We start from the raw sequence: 18566 nt of genomic DNA, 5'->3' as shown, positions 1-18566 counted from the left end.
CACAAAAAGCCCGGACGTTTTGTTAATGGGAAAAGTTATTGGCATAAAAGCTGCCACAGGTAGGATAAATTTATTATTAATTGAAGAAATTATAAACAAACTACTCTTAAAAGCAGGAGAGGAACTAATGGAACATAACTCAAAGCTAACCGCGTCTGAAATCGCCGTATTATGGAATGCATATATGCAAAACACCATGTCGGGATGTATTGTGAACCATTTTCAAAAAGTGAACGAGGACAAATTAATGGATCCTGTTTTAAAAAATGGTTTAGGCAGTATCAGCTTCATAGTAGAGGGGGTTCGACAAATTTTCTCTACGGATAACATTCCTATTCCTGATGGATTTACTGAGGATGATTACCATTCGGATGCCCCAAGGATCTACTCGGATCTTTTTGCCTTGCGATATATGAAATACATGGCGGCTATGGGTACAGCAAACTGCGCAGTATCCCTTGAATTATCTGCAAGAGCGGATACAAGACAATTTTTTACAAAGGCCTTAGAATTACTTGTTACCTTATTTAATCAAGCTTCAGAGCTTCTATTGCAAAAGGGGGCGTATATTCGTTCCCCGATTATACCCATTCCTGAGAAAACGGAGTATGTAAAAGAGGAATCCTTCCTATCCGGAATATGGGGACGCCATAGACCGGTCACCTCCATCGAACTGGCTCATATCTCCAAATCTTTAGAGACAAATTCAATGGGGAGAACATTTATATTAGGTTTTGCCCAAGTGGCTCGATCTTCAGAAGTTAAGAATTTTATGGCGAGGGGAAAGGAGATTGCAGAAAAACATGAGGGTGTATTTCGGGAAGTATTATTGAATGATGACATCCCCTTGCCAAGTACTTGGGATTCTACAATCAGTCCGTCAACCAAACCGCCATTCTCCGACAAGCTGATGATGTTTCACGTGAGCGTTTTGAATGCCACAAGTATTGCTAATTATGGAGCATCTATTGCTGGCAGCCTCCGTAGAGATTTGGGAGTTACATATAATCGGCTCATGACAGAAGTTCTTAACTATGCAGATGACGGTGCAAAAATCATGATAAAAAACCACTGGCTTGAACAACCACCACAAGCACCTGATCGTGTAGCGCTTAGAAGCTGAAGTAAAGTTGATGGCTGCCGGAAGGACCCGGCAGCTTTTTTCATTAGGGAAACCCTGTAATCGTCGTATTATTTAATATTTGCTATGTTCTTACGATTGGGTGCAAGCGGGGGTTGCTCTAACCATTTATTTTCTGTCATTACATCAAACCAATCTTTTGTAACGGCCAGGTTTTTGGTTATGATCTTTTCATATAGAACAACAAGGTCTGTTCGCATCGCTGAAGCTAATCCTACTCCATGATAGGCCTGTGCCGTCTGAACCAAAAAGCCCATGTGGTACAGCATTAGTTTATCTGAGAAAGGGGAATCGGTTGAAGTCGTAATTTCCGTTTCCCACGATGTGGGTACAGGCAAGTTATCTTCGCGTAAGATGTCGCTTAAGTTCTGAATCTGTTCATCGGAGATCCGTTGTGCTGAGGTTAAGAACTTTTTCACATTTTCTGAGCGGGTAACTTGACTGAACGCAATTGAGAGGGTTTTCTCGAGAATTTTCTTCTTTATATTGAATGAGAGGCTTATAACCTCGGTAGCGGCTAAAGGGCGTTTGTCTCCCATAAAGCCTTCAAGAAATTTTTTCCCTAGAACATACTCGGGATTTTCTTCAGGGAAAAAGTAGGGATCTCTTTGAAAAAGCCCCATGTCTAGTAATAGATCAACCGTTTTATCGTGCATTTTCTTTCCGTCATCATCACATTTGTCATAAAATTGGCGCAAATCTTTTCTGACTGAAGCAGAGAGTGAAGAGACATGCCCTAACATTCCGTGAAGTGTCATGATATGCAAGTAATACAAACAGAAGGTGTCCGAAAATAATCGTTTGGTCCCATCGTTAAGGTCAAGGTCGCTGAAACCAATGGGTACTGGGAATCCTTCATTCTTAATAAAAGTTGATATTTCTTGTTTTTGTTGTTCAAAAATTGTTATGGCATCTTCAAATAATATTTTTATTTTTTGATCCTCAATGATGCTGTACATATATTTGTTTATAACATGAACCGAAGTTCCGTTAACAAACTCCGCCCATAATGTGCCAATTTCTGCTGAGGTTAATTTTAAATTTTTATTGTCCATAGTTTAGCTCCCGTAAGGATTTAGTTTTTTTTATTATTTGTAATATCGCTCTGATTCTATAAGTTTTTGTGGTTTCCGATTCATGTGACGGCGATCATCCCTTAATGGTATTTCGATTTAAAGAACGAGCCACCTGTAGGCTCCAGAGCAGCAGAAGATAAAGAAGGGGGTAAACAAAGATGGAATACTCCAGTCTCCATCCATGATAATAAAACCAACCAACTTTCACGGCATAGTACTCGTAAATGACTGCAAAAAACCACCAGGACAAAAAGTACAAGCTCCTGCCGATCAGTCCTTTCTCGTAAGGGAAAAGGTTCAAGAACAGAATATTTATGGCCGGGTAGATTCCATAAATAGCGATGAAGCCTCCACCGTCTACGCCTTCATTAAAGTAACCGTAAAGATCATACTTCAAGTTCAGGGTTACATCTGTAACCAGCACAAGCAGCAAGGAGAAGAGGGAGGTTACGTAATTCTCCGAGTTGGATAGTGTTTTGGGAATCAAGAAAGCAGTGACATTGAATACAATAATCGAAGCGATCAAGTGAAGCCACACCCCCATTCGCACCATTCCCCCTTCTTTTGGTTATAGATTCCCCCTGTCCGTAACAACGTATACCGATTTCATTCCGTGAGGCTTTTTCTTGCGGCCCAATAACGGTTCAGACACCGCACAAAAAGCCCTGTTCTCACAGGGCCCGCTTATTATTCCGTTGCAGCGGTCTCTTCGGGTTCTCTATGAAACCGGAAATGAGCATGGATGCTTTTTCTAGGAATCCATACTCTCCGGTAATGGTTGCTTCCTACGTAGATACACCCAATAACGGCATCAAAATGTGGATCCAAATGGGTTACATAAATCCAGCCGTGAGGGCCGGAGTGCCCGGGGTGGGGTGGATTTAACCAGAGATGCTGCCATCCCAGATGCAGATCATGAACAGAATGAGGCGGGTTCGGTGCAACAATCTGAGGAGTGTTCGCAGGTGGATAGCCGATGGTCCTCACATGGCAATGCTTCTCTCCAGGAAAGCCGGGATGTTGGGGAAAACCGTGCTGGGGAGGGAAACCCGGAAGATACAGCCAAGACTCGAACTGATGGTGTCCAGGATGATGGCCCGGCATCCCCTGAGGGCGCGGCCACTCTTCCCAAGGCTGTTCCGGGTATGGAGGCTCCGGCCAAGGTTGGTATGAATAAGGCTGCAGCGGGTAACGCTGCTGAGGCCAGGGCTGCCAAGGGGGCTGCAGATAATATGGCTGAAGCCACGGCTGCGGGGGCCACTGAGGATCAAAAACCATAACAATCACTCCTTTGGGGCTATTTCCTACTTTCGATGGTATGCGATGACGGGTTGTATACATTCGCGGACATTGTTCACATCATCGCCTCCAAGGGGGTATGAAGATGTTCCACATCCCCCCGGAAGACGTTTTGTACGGGGTCCGGGAATTTTAAAGATTTTTTTATATAAAATTTACAAAAATTGTTTATCCTAGTAGGGATCAGTGTTATTCTGCGTCGGCTCGGAAAGGAGGGGAACGGCTTATTCATATTGCGGTTGCTTTGGTGACGCTGGCCTGCTTTCTCAAGGTCCGGGGATGGGAACAGGGAGAGAGATATCATCCAACCGTCCTTTATATGATCTGCGGAAACGTGCTATATTTCGTGTTCACGACGGATTACTTGCTCTGGGCCTTCGTGCCCGATGTGCCGCTTTATCCTATCCACACCGAGCTCTTATACACCTTGATCGTCTTCCCTTGTTCCGTCGTTCTCTTTTTGAGAGGCTGTCCGGAGGAGGGGGGGCTGCCTCTGAGGCAATACCTCAAATGGGTCGCCTACTTCGCGGTCCCCGAAGCGTTGTATGCCTATACCGGACATATTGCCTATGGTCACGGATGGAGCTGGTGGTGGTCCTTCGGGTTCGATCTGATGATGTTTCCGATGCTTTGGCTGCACTCGCGGCGTCCGGTGCTGGCGTATGTCCTGTCGGTAGGAATCACGACCCTCCTCCTGATTTTGTTCCGTGTGCCCCTTGCCGGACTGATGCATTTTGACAGTGCGACGATCGGCGGGCCCCGCTGGTTACATTGACAAGCCCCCTCTCCTCATGGTTCTATGAAGGTTGAGTGCTTGCAGGGGGTTGTTTCGCGAGCCGACTAACCTACGAGGGGGACGTATGAATGACGGCGAGAACGATGCCGGAAGCGATGATCTTCGATGTCGACGGTACTTTATTCCAAACAGAAACCTTGCTGCTTCCAGCCTATCACGCCACATTTGACCGCCTTCGGAGCGAAGGCTTGTATGAGGGAGAGACGCCGCCGGAGGAATCTATCCTCGGGAGCCTCGGCATGCTGCTGGAGCATATCTGGCTGAAGGTCATCCCGGAGTCCGACGCGGCGGTACACCGCCGGGCCGACGAGCTGCTGCTGCAATTCCAGGTAGAAGGCATGGCGAGGGGCGAAGGGCTGCTGTATGAAGGGGTCGAGGAGACCCTGAAGGCGCTGCGGGCCCGCGGCATCCGGCTCTTCACCGCCAGCAACGGACTCGAAGGCTACGTCAAGGGCGTGGTTCGCGCCCGCGGCCTCGAGCCTCTCTTCGAGACCGGAGGCTTGTTCAGTGCCGGCGAGCACGGCACGCGGTCCAAGGTAGATCTGGTCCGTAAGCTGCTGGATCAATACGGCATCTCGAGCGCATGGATGGTCGGAGACCGCTCGTCCGACGTGGAAGCCGGCCATACGAACGGATTGTTCGTGGTCGGCTGCGATTATGCGGGCTTCCGCCAGGAAGGCGAGCTGGACGAAGCGGATGTGCGCATCCGCGATTTCCGGGAGATTGTAGGTTTGCTGCCGGGACAGCAGCAGGAGCAGGGACTGCAGAAGCAAGGGCTGCAGGAGTAAGGCTGACAGCATGAGCGGCATAACAATACAGGCAAGAGACAAGAAAAATCAGCGGGTAACCCCGCTGATTTTTTGTTTGTAGAGCCATAGTGCGAATTCCAGGGGCCTGGTGATCGCGAGGCGGTAGGTCTCGCGTTCGCCGATACGCGAGAAGACCTCGCGCGAAGGCTTCGGATTCACTTCGAGCAGCCACACCTGGCCCTTGGGATCCACCGCGAGATCGATGCCGACCTCGCACAGCATCCCGAACTGCTTCTCCAGATGCTCCACGACATGCAGGCCCAAAGCGTAGGCCGTCTTCTTGATGGAGGCAACCTTCTCGTCGTTGCCGAACCGGTTCTTGAGCAGCGTCTCCATCGGAATGGCGGTGCCTCCGCCGTGCAGATTCGAGGTGACCGACCGCCTCGGTCCGATCCGTCCGGCGCACCCGGTAACCTGCCAGGAGCCTTCGCCGTCCTTCTGGACGAGCATCCGGAAGTCGTGCACGCGCCCATCCTTCAGGGTCAGGGGAATGCCCTGCTGGATGATGTATTTCTCCTCCAGCTTCCACCCGCTGAGCTTCACCGGCAGCTGGCGGACCAGGATTTTCTGCGAGGGCAGTATCCGGCGGTTCGGATCCCTTCCCTGCAGCAGGACCGCTTCGCCGCCCTGCATCCGCTGCAGGCGGACGATGCCGCGTCCTCCCGTTCCGCTCTTCGGCTTCATATAGACGACGCTGTGCCCCTTCAGGAAATCCTGCACATCCTTCACGCTCCGGTAACGGACGGTTGCCGGCATATGCGGAGCGATCTGCTCATGCTCGGAGAGCGTCTGGTGCATGGTCCATTTGTTGGCCAGAGGGCGGCTGAGATACCTCAGCGCCGTATGCCGTTTGCGGAAGCGGGTCAGCTTGCGGAAGTTATCAACGCCATGGTAGCGGCAGCGGTCGTAGATCAGCGGGGGAAACGGACACCACCGCCGCACCCATCCCTGCTGGGCGTCATAGGTCATGGCTTGAACACGGGTCCGGTCCTCATCCACATCATCGGGTGTAAAGACCAGCACCTCGAGCCCCAGCTTCCTGCCGGTGACACAGAGCTTGCGGAAGAACGACAGTTCCTCCATTTTGCGTCCCGACAAATACATGGTGAGGATGCCAAGTTGTTTGCTCATGAGAGATTACCCCCTCCGCCGTTTGGGCTGGCGGCCCCCTGTCAGTTGATTCAGGGAGGCGGCTGACTCACCGGCAGCCGCACTCCGTTTGATCTTGGAGAGATGGATGCAGTATTGGATCAGATTCTCCAGCGATTTCTGGCGGATCGGCGGTTCATCGAACTTCATCGGCTTGGAATTCGCCTCGAAGAACCAGATGTGCCCATCGCTGTCCACCCCGAGGTCCATCGACATCTCCCCCAGGACATGGCCGCTGGCATACTCGATCCGCTTCGCGACCGTGAGGGCGGTTTTCTTCGCCCGAATCAGGATGCGCTTCGCCGTCGTAGTCCCGAAGGAGTAGGCGAGCAGCTTGGCGGGATCGTCGATCGACCCTCCCCGGGGCACATGCGTCGTGATGCTCATTTTGCCGGCGAGCCGGGCACCGATGCCCGCGACGGTCCACAGTCCTTTGCCGTTCTTCTGTACGAGGACACGCAGGTCGAAGGGCCGCTGCTTATAGTGGGATAACGTAATGCCCTGCTGCACGATGTAATCCTGGGTGCCGACCATCGGCTCCAGCTCGGTCCACAGCTGGCGGGCCGTCGGGTACCGGGAGATATGGCTCTTGGTTTTCTCCTGAATGCTCAGCTCGAACATCCGGGATTGGTTGCTGGTGCCCGACCGGCTTACCTTCATGATCCCTTTGCCGGCCTTGCCTCGGATCGGCTTCAGGTAGAGGATCGGGTAGGTGCCCAGCAGCTTCTCGATCTCTTCGCCCCCGGAGGACAGACGGAGCGTGGCGGGGATGACGCTCCGGGTTTCCTTCGATTTGTTCAGCCATTCGAAGAGCGTCCACTTGTTGAAGAAGGACGGGTTGAAAAAGTGGATCTGCCCATGGCGCAGGCAGGTCTGGAGCACCTGCTGCACCTCGGGGATCAGCTCGAACTTGCGGTAAGGAATCCGGTTGTAAATCACGTGCGGGAGGGGGAGTTCCTCACGCTGCCACTTCTTCTTGGCGGAATGGTACGTATAGCCGATGGCCTTGCCGCCGCTGAGTTTGAAGTCGGTGGTCGTCATGACATAGACGAGCACGCCGGACTCCTCTCCCTTGCGGATCAGATCGACAAAATTTTCCCGATTCCCGCGAAAAATTCTTTTTTCATCCGCGTGAGTGAGGATGGCCATCGTAGGCCTCCGCTCTTTCTTCTGCTGTAGGAATGCGTCCACTCAGGAATCCCTCCTTGACCGAAATCGGCTCAAGTAGAGGCAATAGTCATAGATATACTGCAGGGACGCCCTCCCTTGGTCCTTCAGGGCCGGATGCTTGAAGATCGAACGGCCCGGCTTGGAGTTCGCCTCGAACATCCAGATCCGCTCGCTCTGGTCGATCCCGATATCAAAGCCGAGCTCCCCGAGCGTATGCCGGTGTTTGGTCTCAATGTCTTCTGCGAGCTTGATCGCCGATTCCTTGGCGTTCGAGAGCACGGTATCTGCCCGCGAACCGAAGATCTGCTTCAGCACCTGCTCGGGGGTCATCAGCATGCCGCCGGTCCGCACGTGGGTGGTCACGCTGCCTTTGCCGGCTTTCTTGGCGCCGATCGCCGCAACGACCCACTGGTTGCTGCTGTTCTTCGTCATATGGAAACGGAAGTCGATCGGGCACGTATCGATCTCAATGAGCCGGATACCCTGTTGGATGACGTAGCCGTTCATATTGCCGCTGTGGCGGTTGACAAGTGCCATGAGCGATTCGAATTTGCTGAAGCGCAGGAGCACATTGCGGCCGCCTTTGCGGAAACGTGCATAATAGCCGCGCTTCGGATTATAAGTTAAACGGTAGATGCCGATGCCGAGGGAACCGGCGGTCGGTTTCAGATAGAGGAATTTGTGCTTCTCGAGCATCTCCTTCACTTGCAGGCTGTTCGGATTGATCTTGGATTCCGGCACATACCGGAACGCCTCGGTCCCCTCGAGCAGATGGTAGACATCCCACTTGTCGAAGAAGCTCCAGTTGAACAGGGGGATGCCCCGGCGGATGAAGCGCTGCTTGAAGGCGTTCATGGAAGCCAGCTTCTCGGCTTTGCGGCTCGGGAGCCGGTTATAGACGACGTCGGGCAGCGGGAGCACCTTGCGCGTCCAGCCTCCTTCGCTCTGCGGCACAATAGCGTTGACCGTCTCCTGCGACCAGTTGACGTCGTGGGGCGAGAAGCCGAAGTAGAACGCCTTGTCGGAGCCCACGCGCATGAATTGGCGGATGAATTCCGTACGCGAGCCAAAAGGGGCGCTGCTGCTCTTGACCACGTTGGTGAGAATGCCGATCATCGGGCCGAGGCGGATCTCTTTGCCGGTGGCGCTGGTCGCCATCGCCGAACCATTGCGGGGAAGCTTCAATTGGCTGTATACCGATGGGGTCAAATACAGGTGATGGCCGCTTTTTTTGAGCAGCTTAAGGCTTAAGGAGACGCTCTTGCTGCCGAGTTTCACAGTCACGGTCCGGGTTTTGGACAGTTTCAGTTCCCGTGCCAGTTCGCTCGTCAAATATACGGCCCGTTCCTGCCGCTGGGTGACATGAATCGTGCAGGTTGTCAAGCTCATGTTGAACCTCCTGGGAGTTTTGCCGTCGGCAAAACTGGCGTCGTAAAGATAAGCGCATGGGGTTTGCCATAGGCAAACCGGGACTTCGCTGGGATAGCCATCGTAAGCCGCGCTGCGCGGCATGCCGCCATGAATGCGGAGAGGGCGCTGCAGGCGTGCTTCTGTCAGAAAACTGGGATCAAGCAGGCAGGGGGAGGTTGGTTCCTGGCCCTATATTACAGGGGAAGGTGCAGACCGTGCCCCTTCTATTCAAACTTTGCCGGAGGCAAAGAAAAGACGCATCATGGAGTCCGCGTTCAATGCCTTTCGGCCGGGTCGCCTGGGCCGAGGATACCGTCCGCCATCCAGGGAGAGGACGTGGGAGCGGCGTTCCGCGGTGCGGGCCTTGCGCCGGTGCCGCGGGATAGCAAGCTGAGATCAGGGCGACGGTCCGCTGCCGTCTCCAGCAGGCAGGCTGCATACTGGAGCGGCCGGCGTACGGCGGCGGCGGCCGCTCCCGTATCGTGGAGGCGGGAGAACACGCTTCGCCCGGGCTTCGAGTTCACCTCGAGCACCCAGAGGCGTCCGTCCCGGTCGACACCGAAGTCGATGCCGAGCTCCGCGAGCCGGCCATGGCCCGCCTCGACGGCTTCCGCGAGCTCGCCGGCGATCCGGCACAGCCCGCGGTGCAGCGCCGCGCCGCGCTCCGCGCCGAAGGCTGCGGCGAGGAACGTCTGGGCCACTGCGGCAGTCCCGCCGCCATGCAGGTTCGACGTCACGCTGCCCGCGGGTGCCTGCCGCACGGCAGTACCGGTCAGCTGCCAGCGGCCGCTGCCGTCCTTCTGGACCAGGGCGCGCACGTCGAATGCGGCGCCCGCTTCCGTCTGCAGCTGCAGGTACTGCTGCAGCAGATACCGCCGGCCGCGGATGAAGCCGCGCAGCCACTGTCCCAGCGCGGCCGCATCCGCGAAGCCGCGCGATACCGCGCGCCCGCCCGCATCCCGCCCGCGCACGGAGAAGGCCGCAGCTCCTCTCGTGCCGGGAGGCGTTCGGCGTACATGCAGCACGCCGCGGCCCTGCGAGCCGGCCTCCGGCTTCAGGAGCACTTCACCGTGCTCCCGGAGCCCTGCGGCCAAGGTCTTCAGGCTCAGCGGCTCCGTGCGGGGAAGCAGCGCCGTGAAGCGGCCGTCCCGCTCCAGGAGCCGGTGGACGGCCCACTTGCCCGGCAGCGGCGTACCGAGCAGCCGTACGCCGGGTGCCGCCTGCAGCTTCCGGAGCGCGGCACGGTAGAGAGCGGACGCTCCGCGGGTCAGGCTGAAGCAGCGGTCGTAGACGACCCCCGGCAGCGGATAATCCATCCGCTCCCAACGCTGGCCGGCCGCGTTATAGCTGTAACCGGTGACGCCGTCGCCGCCCTCCGGCAGATCCTGAGGCGTGAAGACGAAGACGGAGAGTCCGAGCGGCTGTCCGGCCTGGATCAACCGGCGGTAGAAACCCTGGTTCTCGAAGGGCGGGAGTCCCTCCGTGCGGGAAGTCAAGATGCCGACGAAGCGGCGGACGGAGCCTGGGAGATACGTATCCTGCATTAGCCTCACCTCATCTCTCCATAGTGCGGTCCATCGTCACTTGTCACAGGCAGAAGCGGGCTAGAACTTGGCGGCGAACCTGGCGTACTGGACCAGCCCTTTCACGGACGGCCGGATCTTGCGTTCGGTATCCAGCGGCGTGTTATCGTCCTTGGACGGCTTCGAGTTCACTTCGAGCAGCCATACCTTTCCGCCGGTATCGATAGCCAGGTCAATGCCGAGCTCTGCAAAATGCCCCGGCACCTGGGCCTCGATGCCTCTAGCGATACTCAAGGCCGCCTTCCGCAGCTTCGGCAACCCGCTGGAGGCGGCGGCAGAGCCGCTGCGCGCCAGCGCTTCCTTCACCGTCGACAGCGAGCCGCCCCGGGCCAGGTTGGAGACAAAGTGCTGCCCTCCGGCGATCCGGGCGACGATGGAGGTGATGCCCCACTCACCGGACTCTCCCCGCTGGACCAGGGCACGGAAGTCGACCGGCCGGCCTCCGACCGTGAGCAGGGTAAGGCCCTGCTGGATCTGATACTTCTGCGTCTTGACCTTCCCGGCGATGGTTGCGAACAGCTGGGAGAGCGAGGCGAATGACTGCTTGCGGGCTCCATTCAAGTGGGTGAAATGGCAGAGATAGGAGCCGGTGGGCTGCCGGCGGACCCGGATGATGCCCTTGCCAAGCGAGCCGGTGATCGGCTTGAGGAATACGGTAGGATGTTTGGCGCACATGGATTTGAGCATAGTGAAGCTGCGGAGCAGATGCGACTCCGGCAAATACGTTCCCAGGCCGTTCTCCTTGCGGAGAGCGTCGAACACTTCGGTCTTGTTAAGGTATTTCTCGTTGAACATCACCGCGCCGTGCCGGTTTTTGGCATGGCTGACGAACCCCTGTACATTCTCCCGATTCTCGAGCTTCCGGGAGGTGAGGCGGTTGTAGAGGACGTTCGGCATAGGGAACGTCAGCTTCTCCCAGGTGCCGGTGAACCGCCACCCTTGCACCGTATCCCCTTGGCCTTGCAGATCGTCCGGGGTGCTGAAGAAAACGGAAGCGCCGTAGAGCCTGCAGGCGTCGGTCAGCTCCCGGCAGAATGCCGTGTTGACACCGAACGGCTTGTCGGGAGAGCTTGCGTACACCCGGGATACCATCACCCCGATAAGGGGACCCAGGGTGAGCGTGCGGGAGGACGCTTTATACTGGAGGCACAGTTGATCGTCTTTGAACAGCCCCCATTTGGCAGCGAGCGCACCCGATAGACGAAGCGCACCTGCCTGTGACAAAGGTACGACTCGCACCTCCTGCCGGCTCGACCCGAAGCGCACCTGCAGCGTCTGCTGGAAAGGGATTTTCCACTTTTTAGCAACCGCTTCGCTGAGCATCACTACGGAGCCGTCCGAGGATAGGCCGGAGTTCTGGATTTGGATCTTTACCTTTGTTCTTTTCATGACGGAACTCCTTCCCGGCACCCGGGAGTCCTACTTTTGCCCGAGTCGCCTGGAACATTAACAAACGAACTACTTCATCATATGAGGGCGTTTATCCCTTGGTGAAAAGAAACTGCGGGGTGCGGGAGATATACGCCGGGTGGTGGGGGAGGGTCTGGGGGTCCATGGCAAAGAGCCCTTCCGGCAGATGGAGGAAGAGCTGGAAGGGATGGCGGCAGCGAAGGGGGTACAGGACGGCCTGGCGTGGGAAGGGAGGGCAGAACCTCCTGCCGGCGAGGGGGAGGGAGTTATCATGGAAGGAAGCGCCACGCGGGCGGCTGGATTAGTCCTGTCCCCCGGGACGAGGGAACGGCTGAATAGGTAAGGGCCCGGGCTTGGGATCCAGTCTGCCGGCGCCTGAAGGGCAGAACAGACATGGCGAGGGCTCCGGCTGGGAGGGGGTTCCGTGGGGGCTGCGGCAGGCACCTATCCCGAATAGTCGGCGGCTTGAACGGCGCCGAGCCGGTACAGGAGCATGAGCTGCCCCGCCATATATTCCGGCGAATAGCGAGCTCCCTCCTTGAGCCAGTAGGTGATGACGCCGAGCTGGGCGGAGGTGACGTAGCTGAGGTAAATGTCGGGCTCGACGAGAGGCTGCGCCCCGCTCAGCCTCAGTACGCTGCTGTGCCCCTCCTTAATGAGTCTTTGCATCAGGGCACCGAGACGTTCAGCGAAACCCGGATATCCGTCCGGACCCAGCATCACCCTGTAGAATTCGGCGTGCTTCGCGATATTCTCGAACATGCGGACGAAGATCGGGAGCAGCCGCTCGAAGTCGAACGCCGAAGCCTCGCCGGACAACCTTGCTTCTTCCTCCTGCACCCATTCGTCCAGCACTTCCGCGATGGCCTGGCTGATCAGATCCTGCTTATCCCGGTAATGCGCATAGAAGGTGGCCCGGTTTATATCGGCACGCGCGGTAATGTCGCCGACCGTGACGGCCTGCAGGCCCTTCTCCTTCATTAGGGAAAGGAAGGCTTGCTGAATGGCCAGTCTGGTTTTGCGGACCCTGCGGTCCATGCGTTCCTCGTTCATGGGAACTCCTCCTTCATGGTATGGAAATGCCGCATAGGGAGCTCGCAGAAGACTCGTCTACCTGACAACCGGGCATTCTGCCTGTGTTATCCAACGTTTGGCATCCAGGTGTCGATTAGCTGACAAGTATGGCTAATTTGATGGTTGAATCTTCCAGCAGCAGGTTTATAATGGGTTTTGACATCATGTATTTTATCATACAAGGTGTTGGTTAATGTAGTGGAGACTGCAGTCCCACAATATCATCACGGGAGGGAAATAAGATGTCCAAGCTGAAAGTGCTGATTGCCGGCGGCGGCCTCGGCGGCCTCTGTCTGGCCCAAGGCCTCACGGGAGCCGGAATCGATTGCGAAGTGTTCGAAAAGGAAGCGGGGGTGCTGCAGTCCGGCTATCGTCTTCACATGAACGGGGACGGGGGGAATGCGCTGCGCGCGTGCCTGCCCGAGTCCTTGTATGAGCTGTATAGGCAGACGTCACGGAAGAATCCCCGCCGGGAGCTCGCTGTCATGATCGACAGCCAGGCGGTGGAGAAGGCGGCCCGTCCGCACATCGGCCCACCGAACGATCCGATCCGCCCGCATACGGCGGTCAACCGCAGGACGCTGCGCCAGATTCTGCTCAGCGGGATGGAGGAGAAGGTGCGCTTCGGCACGGCAGCCGTCCGCTTCGAGCAGGACGGCCAGGGGGTCCGGCTGCATCTCTCGGACGGCAGCATCGCCGAGGGGGATCTTCTCGTGGCGGCGGACGGTATCAACTCGGCCGTCCGCCGGCAGCTGATGCCGGAGCTCGAACCGGCGGATACGGGCATGCGGACGATCTATGCCAAATCGCCTCTGACCGAGGAGATTGCCGCTTCGCTGCCGGAGGTGCTGTTCGACGGTTTTATCGGCGCCACAGACCCTACAGGCACCTTCGCCGGGATCGGCGCGTTCGTGCCCCGGCGCCCCATTGCTGAAGCGGCTGCAGAGCTTGCGCCGGGCAGTGTGATCGATCCCGTGGATCCGTATATGATGATCGCCTTGAGCCGGGGCTTCGGTCCCCTGCCCTTATCCGACAGCGAGCTCCGGGAAGCGTCTGTGGAGCGGCTCCATGCGCTGATGCTCGAGCTGACCGAAGGCTGGGCGGTGCCGCTCCGGGGATTGATCGAGCGCGTCGAGGTTCCGTCGATCTTCCCCCAGTCCGTCCGCGTGCTGAAGCCAGCCGCCCCGTGGGATACAGGCCGTGTGACGCTGCTGGGGGATGCGATCCACGCCATGCCGCCGACCTTCGGAGCCGGGGCGAATCTGGCGCTGAAGGATGCGGGAGAGCTGGCAGCGAGGCTGATCCAGGCGGAGCACGGAGAGCTCTCTCTGCTGCAGGCGGTCGCCGGCTATGAAGAGGCGATGCGGGGATATGCGTATCCGATTCTCGAGATGTCGGTCAATCCGGCCTTCAAGACCGACTTCTCCCAAGGTCCCGGAGGACAGGCTGCGGGCTAGAGTAGAAGGTTGGGTAAGCGGGGGTTCAGGAGTGCAGGGGATCCGGCAGTATCTGCTATTGACACGATAAGTTGACGAAAACAAGCCTCCAGTCCACGGAAGTGGATTGGAGGCTTGGAGCCGTTGTCTGACTGCTGATGATCCGGCAGCGCTGTGACCCGGTTCAGCCGAGCGATTCGCCCCGGCGGCGGGCAGCCCGCTCGCCGAAGAAGAAGTAGAAGAGCACGGTATTGATCAGCACGAGCAGGGCGAGCACCAGGAAAATATTGCTGTATACCCCGGCGTCCGCCACGAGAAGCAGCGGGTTCAGCCCATGCTGGGCATGCGCTCTGCCGGCATCAAGCACCTTGCCGATGACGGAAGTGGCGATGGCGCCCGCGATGAAGTTCACCATCATGAACAAGCCCATGCCTACGCCGGTCTGTTCTTTGGCCAGCGTGCGGGATACCGTGTTCGACAGTCCGATCTGCATGAACATTTGGCCGATATTGCCGAAGATCAGGAAGATCCACAGCAGGCTTGGGCCGATCCCCGCCGTCACCGACAGCAGGAAGAAGGACAGGAACTGGGCGGCGATAGCCAAGAAGATCAGGTAGACGTTGCCCTTCTGGTCTGCGAGACGGCCTCCGGTCTTGCCGAGCAGGGAGGCGATGATCGCCCCGGGGAACATCACGAAGCCGATGACGGCCGGATTCAGCCCGTTGAGCTGCGTCAGCATCTGCGGCGCCAAGAACGGGATGCCGAAGGAGAGCCCGCTCGCGATGAAGGAGACGAGCAGTCCGGCGGCATACTTGCGGTTCTGGAGCAGGGACGGTTGGATGAACGGATTCGCATCGCGCCGGATCCGCACCAGGAACAAGGCGAAGAAGAGCACGGCGAGACCGAAGTAGATCCATGCCGAATTCGTGATGGAGAGCAGCAGCATGGCGATCGTGACGGCCAGCAGCCCCCCGCCCAGCAGATCGGTGCGTCCCGCAGTGCCCCGGTTGTCATCAAGGTATTTGCGGTAGAACGGCAGCGTCAGCAGGGAGATGACCGACAGGAAGAACAGGTAGCGCCAGGATAAGGTGCTGGTGACGAAGCCGGCGATGATCGGCCCGATGGCCGTACCGAACGCAAGCCCGGCCGATGTGGTACCGAGCGCCCGGCCGCGGGTTTCCGGCGGAAAGTACCTTACGGGAATGATCATGGCCGCCGCCGGGATGACGGAAGCACCCACGGACTGGAGGACGCGGGCAAGGATGATCATCCAGTACTCGGTCGCCACGAAGCCGAGGATGGAACCCACGGCGAAGAACGAGAGGCCGACGGTAAGCAGATCCTTCAGGCGGTATTTGTCGGCGAGCTTGCCGTAGGTGACCGACCCGATAGCGTAGACGATGATATAAGCGGTGACGACCCAGGAGACCTGGGAAGCGCTGAGCGCGAATTCCTTGCTGAGTGTCGGCAGCGCCACATTGAACATGGTGGCGTTCATGACGCTGAGCACCATCGTGAAGGCGAGCACCTTGATTAGTTTTTCTCCTGTTTGCGCTTGATTCATACTTCCTCCTTAGGCTGTTGCATATTATCGATGATCCGGTCCAGGACGCTGCGGAATACAGCGAGCTCTTGGGGGGAGACCCCGCCGACGGCATCGGCGTTGTTGGCCATCGCTTCGACGACCAGCTTCCTCTGCAGCTGCGCCCCCTTGGCGGTCAAATAGATGCGGTTCTTGCGCCGGTCCTCCGGGTGGGATTCACGGATGACAAGATCCCTCTTGATCATGTTGTCGACCAGACGGGACACCCCGGGCTGGTCTCTGCGGGTCAAGGCGGCGAGCTTCGACTGGGTCAGCCCGTCTTCGTTCCACAGCTGCACGAGCAGGGTCCACTGCTCGAACGTAACATCATAATGCTGCTCCCGGAACCGGGCGCCAAGCCGGCAGCTCATCAGGCGCGAGGCGTTCCCGAGGAGATAGCCGAGGGAGTCGGATAGCTGGTATTCCTTGTAGTCCATGATGGCCTCCTGGCTTCAAACGTTTGTACAGTTTACTACAGAATGGTTGTTACAACAAGTAAAAATATGATGAAGAACAGGGCGTTCCAGCGTTAGGCTTCAGCGGCAGCGAAGGAGGAAGCGGAGGGGGAGGGCGGCCAGGCTGCGGACCGCCCTATAATGAAAAAAAACTCCAAACCCGCGGATACCACGGGTTGGAGATAGAGGTAGGTTCTTGCCTGAGGGCAGGCTATGGCTTAATGCAAAGCGGAGCCTAGCTGCGGGCTGCATACGCGAACTTCCAGCTAGCTTTCCCGGATAGCTCGGGACGGACGGGAGGCCGTCCTTCGGGGCAGCGGGAATGCCGCTTGCCGCCGCTCCGGTCAATCCTGCGGAGCGGCGGGGACCGGATGCCCCGCCGCCGAGGCGTTGTACGTCTTCACCCACTGCAGCGCGTCAGCCACGAACGGCACGGTGCGAACGGCCTTCGCCTGCACGTCCGGGTGGGCGGAGCCCATCGCGAAGCTGTGCGGAGTAGCCGCGAACATCGGCAGGTCATTGAAGGAGTCCCCGAAGCAGACGGCCTCCTCGGGCTTCAGTCCTAGCTCGGCGAGGAGGGCCTGCAGTCCCGTACCTTTGGAAGTCGTGCGCGGCATGACGTCGAGACAATCCACGTCCGAGATATAAGCATCAATCATGTCGCCGTAGCGCGCCAGCAGCCTGCCCTGCAGCTCCTTGAGTTCCGCGAGCTCGCCCATGTAAGACAGCTTGCCGCAGACAAGCTCCCGGCCGAGCTTCTCGTGCAGCTCCGGCATGGCTACCAGCGGCGCCATCAGACGGGGCTTCAGCGCTTCCGCCGCCTCGCTCCACTCCTTGACGACGTAGCTCTCGGGGGCGGCCAGCACGGTCAGCAGCGAGGTGCCTGCCGCAGCTTCCGCGAGCTCCCGGACCAGAGCGGTGTCGAATGCGCTGCTCTGCACCAGGCGGCCGTCCGACGTATGGACGTAGGCGCCGTTCTGGGAGATGCTGTGGGTGCGGAGGCCGAAGAGCTCCATGACCGCCTGAATCTCAGGGTGCATCCGTCCCGATGCAAAAGCAATGACGAGGCCGCTGGCCGCCGCTTCTTTGAGCGCGTCCAGATCTTCCTGGCGCGCCTTGCGCTCTTCGTGGAGCAGCATCGTGCCGTCCAGGTCGCTGACAATGAGTTTGATCATAAGGGATCCGCTCCTTCATTCGTAAGGATGATATGAATGTCGTGTTCGAGCAGCGCCTGCTTCATGGAGGCCTCGGGCTCGCGGTCGGTGATCAAGATGTCGATCGCCTCCAGCCCGGCAATCCGGTAGAATTGGCGCTGCCCGAACTTCGTGTGGTCGGCGAGCACGATAATCTGGTCGGCGCGCCGCATCATTTCTTTCATGACATAGCCTTCTTCTTCATAAGGGTTCGTCAGCCCGCTCTCCGTAATGCCGGAGGTGCCGATGAGCAGCTTGTCCACCTGGTAGTCCCTCAGCATCTCGAGGGTGCGGGGGCCGTAGATAAACCGGTGCCGCGGATGGACGACGCCGCCGAGCAGATGGACCGTCATGCCCTGCCGCTGCGAGAGGGCGCCCGCGATGTCGATCGAATTCGTGACAATCACATGGTCGCTGCTTGTGATACGGTCTGCGGCCTGCAGGACGGTGGTGGAGGAATCCATGAAGAGATAATCCCCGTTCTGGATGAGCGAAGCGGCGGTGCGGCCGATCTCTTCCTTCACCTCTTTCTCCGAATGGAGACGGTCGTCGAACCGGGGGACATCCTTGTTCAGGGTGGGCAGAAGCGCGCCGCCGCGCGTGCGGAGAATCTGCCCTTGTTCCTCGAGCTTGACGATATCGCGCCGTGCCGTGTCGCGGGAGACTTGGAACAGCTCGCAGATGTCCTCCACCGAGATGCGGTGATGGTGCTGCATATGCTGCAGAATGGCAAGCAGTCGTTCTTCCTGGTACATGGAGGCTCCTTTCTTATGGGGGAGTTTCCGGTTCATGTTCTCATTATATGCACGATTGCTTAATTGTTGCAAGTGAAATTAAGTAATATTAAGTATTTGTAAGTATTCATGAGGGTCAGTTGGAACCAGTGTCCTCCGTAGTCTTCCGTACCTTCCCTGCCTGCAGTGCTTTCAGTGCTATTCGTCAGCCCGCCGGCATATGCATAAGTGTACAAGTTGCGTGTGGAA

General features: G+C 57.5%; 16 protein-coding genes. 4 read left to right on the top strand and 12 right to left on the bottom strand.

The genetic code is table 11. The annotated features are described in order from the left end of the window. Window positions 1-25 precede the first annotated feature (25 nt). The gene (locus O9H32_RS02675) at window positions 26-1123 is read left to right on the top strand and encodes a DUF3231 family protein (RefSeq protein ID WP_269864241.1); all 1098 of its coding nucleotides are present in this window, start codon (window positions 26-28) and stop codon (window positions 1121-1123) included. 68 nt (window positions 1124-1191) lie between these two features. Here the strand turns inward: O9H32_RS02675 and O9H32_RS02670 are convergent, their stop codons facing one another. Together O9H32_RS02670 and O9H32_RS02665 are read right to left on the bottom strand one after the other, a co-directional pair. Next, window positions 1192-2196: a DUF3231 family protein gene (locus O9H32_RS02670; protein ID WP_269864240.1), complete on the bottom strand. Its 1005-nt coding sequence runs from the start codon at window positions 2194-2196 to the stop codon at window positions 1192-1194. A 94-nt stretch (window positions 2197-2290) separates the two neighbouring features. Beyond that, window positions 2291-2761 (bottom strand): CBO0543 family protein, encoded by a 471-nt coding sequence (locus O9H32_RS02665; protein WP_269864239.1) that lies wholly within the window; start codon window positions 2759-2761, stop codon window positions 2291-2293. 1074 nt (window positions 2762-3835) lie between these two features. On the opposite strand from O9H32_RS02665, the gene O9H32_RS02660 reads away from it, so the two are divergent. Together O9H32_RS02660 and O9H32_RS02655 are read left to right on the top strand one after the other, a co-directional pair. Next, window positions 3836-4291 (top strand): CBO0543 family protein, encoded by a 456-nt coding sequence (locus tag O9H32_RS02660; protein WP_269864238.1) that lies wholly within the window; start codon window positions 3836-3838, stop codon window positions 4289-4291. A gap of 89 nt (window positions 4292-4380) precedes the next feature. Further along, window positions 4381-5100: an HAD family hydrolase gene (locus tag O9H32_RS02655; RefSeq protein WP_269864237.1), complete on the top strand. Its 720-nt coding sequence runs from the start codon at window positions 4381-4383 to the stop codon at window positions 5098-5100. A gap of 48 nt (window positions 5101-5148) precedes the next feature. Here O9H32_RS02655 and O9H32_RS02650 read toward each other — a convergent pair whose 3' ends face one another. The 6 genes from O9H32_RS02650 to O9H32_RS02625 form a co-directional block, all read right to left on the bottom strand. Further along, window positions 5149-6252 carry a YheC/YheD family endospore coat-associated protein gene (locus O9H32_RS02650; RefSeq protein WP_269864236.1) on the bottom strand — a complete coding sequence of 368 codons (1104 nt, stop codon included), beginning with the start codon at window positions 6250-6252 and terminating at the stop codon, window positions 5149-5151. A gap of 6 nt (window positions 6253-6258) precedes the next feature. After that, window positions 6259-7461, bottom strand: coding sequence for a YheC/YheD family endospore coat-associated protein (locus tag O9H32_RS02645; protein ID WP_269864234.1), 1203 nt, complete (start codon window positions 7459-7461; stop codon window positions 6259-6261). After that, window positions 7462-8829, bottom strand: coding sequence for a YheC/YheD family endospore coat-associated protein (locus O9H32_RS02640; protein WP_269864232.1), 1368 nt, complete (start codon window positions 8827-8829; stop codon window positions 7462-7464). A gap of 296 nt (window positions 8830-9125) precedes the next feature. Beyond that, on the bottom strand, window positions 9126-10394 hold the full coding sequence (locus O9H32_RS02635; protein WP_269864230.1) for a YheC/YheD family endospore coat-associated protein: 1269 nt from the start codon (window positions 10392-10394) through the stop codon (window positions 9126-9128). A gap of 60 nt (window positions 10395-10454) precedes the next feature. Continuing rightward, on the bottom strand, window positions 10455-11822 hold the full coding sequence (locus tag O9H32_RS02630) for a YheC/YheD family endospore coat-associated protein (RefSeq protein WP_269864228.1): 1368 nt from the start codon (window positions 11820-11822) through the stop codon (window positions 10455-10457). 465 nt (window positions 11823-12287) lie between these two features. After that, the gene (locus O9H32_RS02625) at window positions 12288-12896 is read right to left on the bottom strand and encodes a TetR/AcrR family transcriptional regulator (RefSeq protein ID WP_269864227.1); all 609 of its coding nucleotides are present in this window, start codon (window positions 12894-12896) and stop codon (window positions 12288-12290) included. 263 nt (window positions 12897-13159) lie between these two features. On the opposite strand from O9H32_RS02625, the gene O9H32_RS02620 reads away from it, so the two are divergent. Continuing rightward, window positions 13160-14374: an FAD-dependent oxidoreductase gene (locus tag O9H32_RS02620; RefSeq protein ID WP_269864225.1), complete on the top strand. Its 1215-nt coding sequence runs from the start codon at window positions 13160-13162 to the stop codon at window positions 14372-14374. A gap of 163 nt (window positions 14375-14537) precedes the next feature. On the opposite strand, the gene O9H32_RS02615 is transcribed toward O9H32_RS02620, so the two are convergent. From O9H32_RS02615 to O9H32_RS02600, 4 genes are all read right to left on the bottom strand, one after another. Then, entirely contained in the window at window positions 14538-15917 is a 1380-nt protein-coding gene (locus O9H32_RS02615; protein ID WP_269864223.1) for an MFS transporter, read from the bottom strand. Continuing rightward, a complete protein-coding gene (locus O9H32_RS02610; RefSeq protein ID WP_269864221.1) occupies window positions 15914-16372 on the bottom strand; it encodes a MarR family winged helix-turn-helix transcriptional regulator in 459 nt (152 codons plus the stop codon). Before O9H32_RS02610 ends, O9H32_RS02615 begins: the two co-directional genes overlap by 4 nt. A 362-nt stretch (window positions 16373-16734) precedes the next feature. Further along, window positions 16735-17565, bottom strand: a complete 831-nt coding sequence (locus O9H32_RS02605; protein ID WP_269864220.1) for an HAD family hydrolase — start codon at window positions 17563-17565, stop codon at window positions 16735-16737. After that, entirely contained in the window at window positions 17562-18338 is a 777-nt protein-coding gene (locus O9H32_RS02600) for a DeoR/GlpR family DNA-binding transcription regulator (RefSeq protein ID WP_269864317.1), read from the bottom strand. The genes O9H32_RS02605 and O9H32_RS02600 overlap by 4 nt, the downstream gene beginning before the upstream one ends. Window positions 18339-18566: the final 228 nt, after the last annotated feature.

Origin of the sequence: Paenibacillus caseinilyticus (assembly GCF_027533645.1) — a bacterium.
In the GTDB taxonomy this organism is placed as follows: Bacteria; Bacillota; Bacilli; order Paenibacillales; family NBRC-103111; genus Paenibacillus_G; species Paenibacillus_G caseinilyticus.
This window is presented reverse-complemented; position numbering and strand designations above follow the sequence as displayed.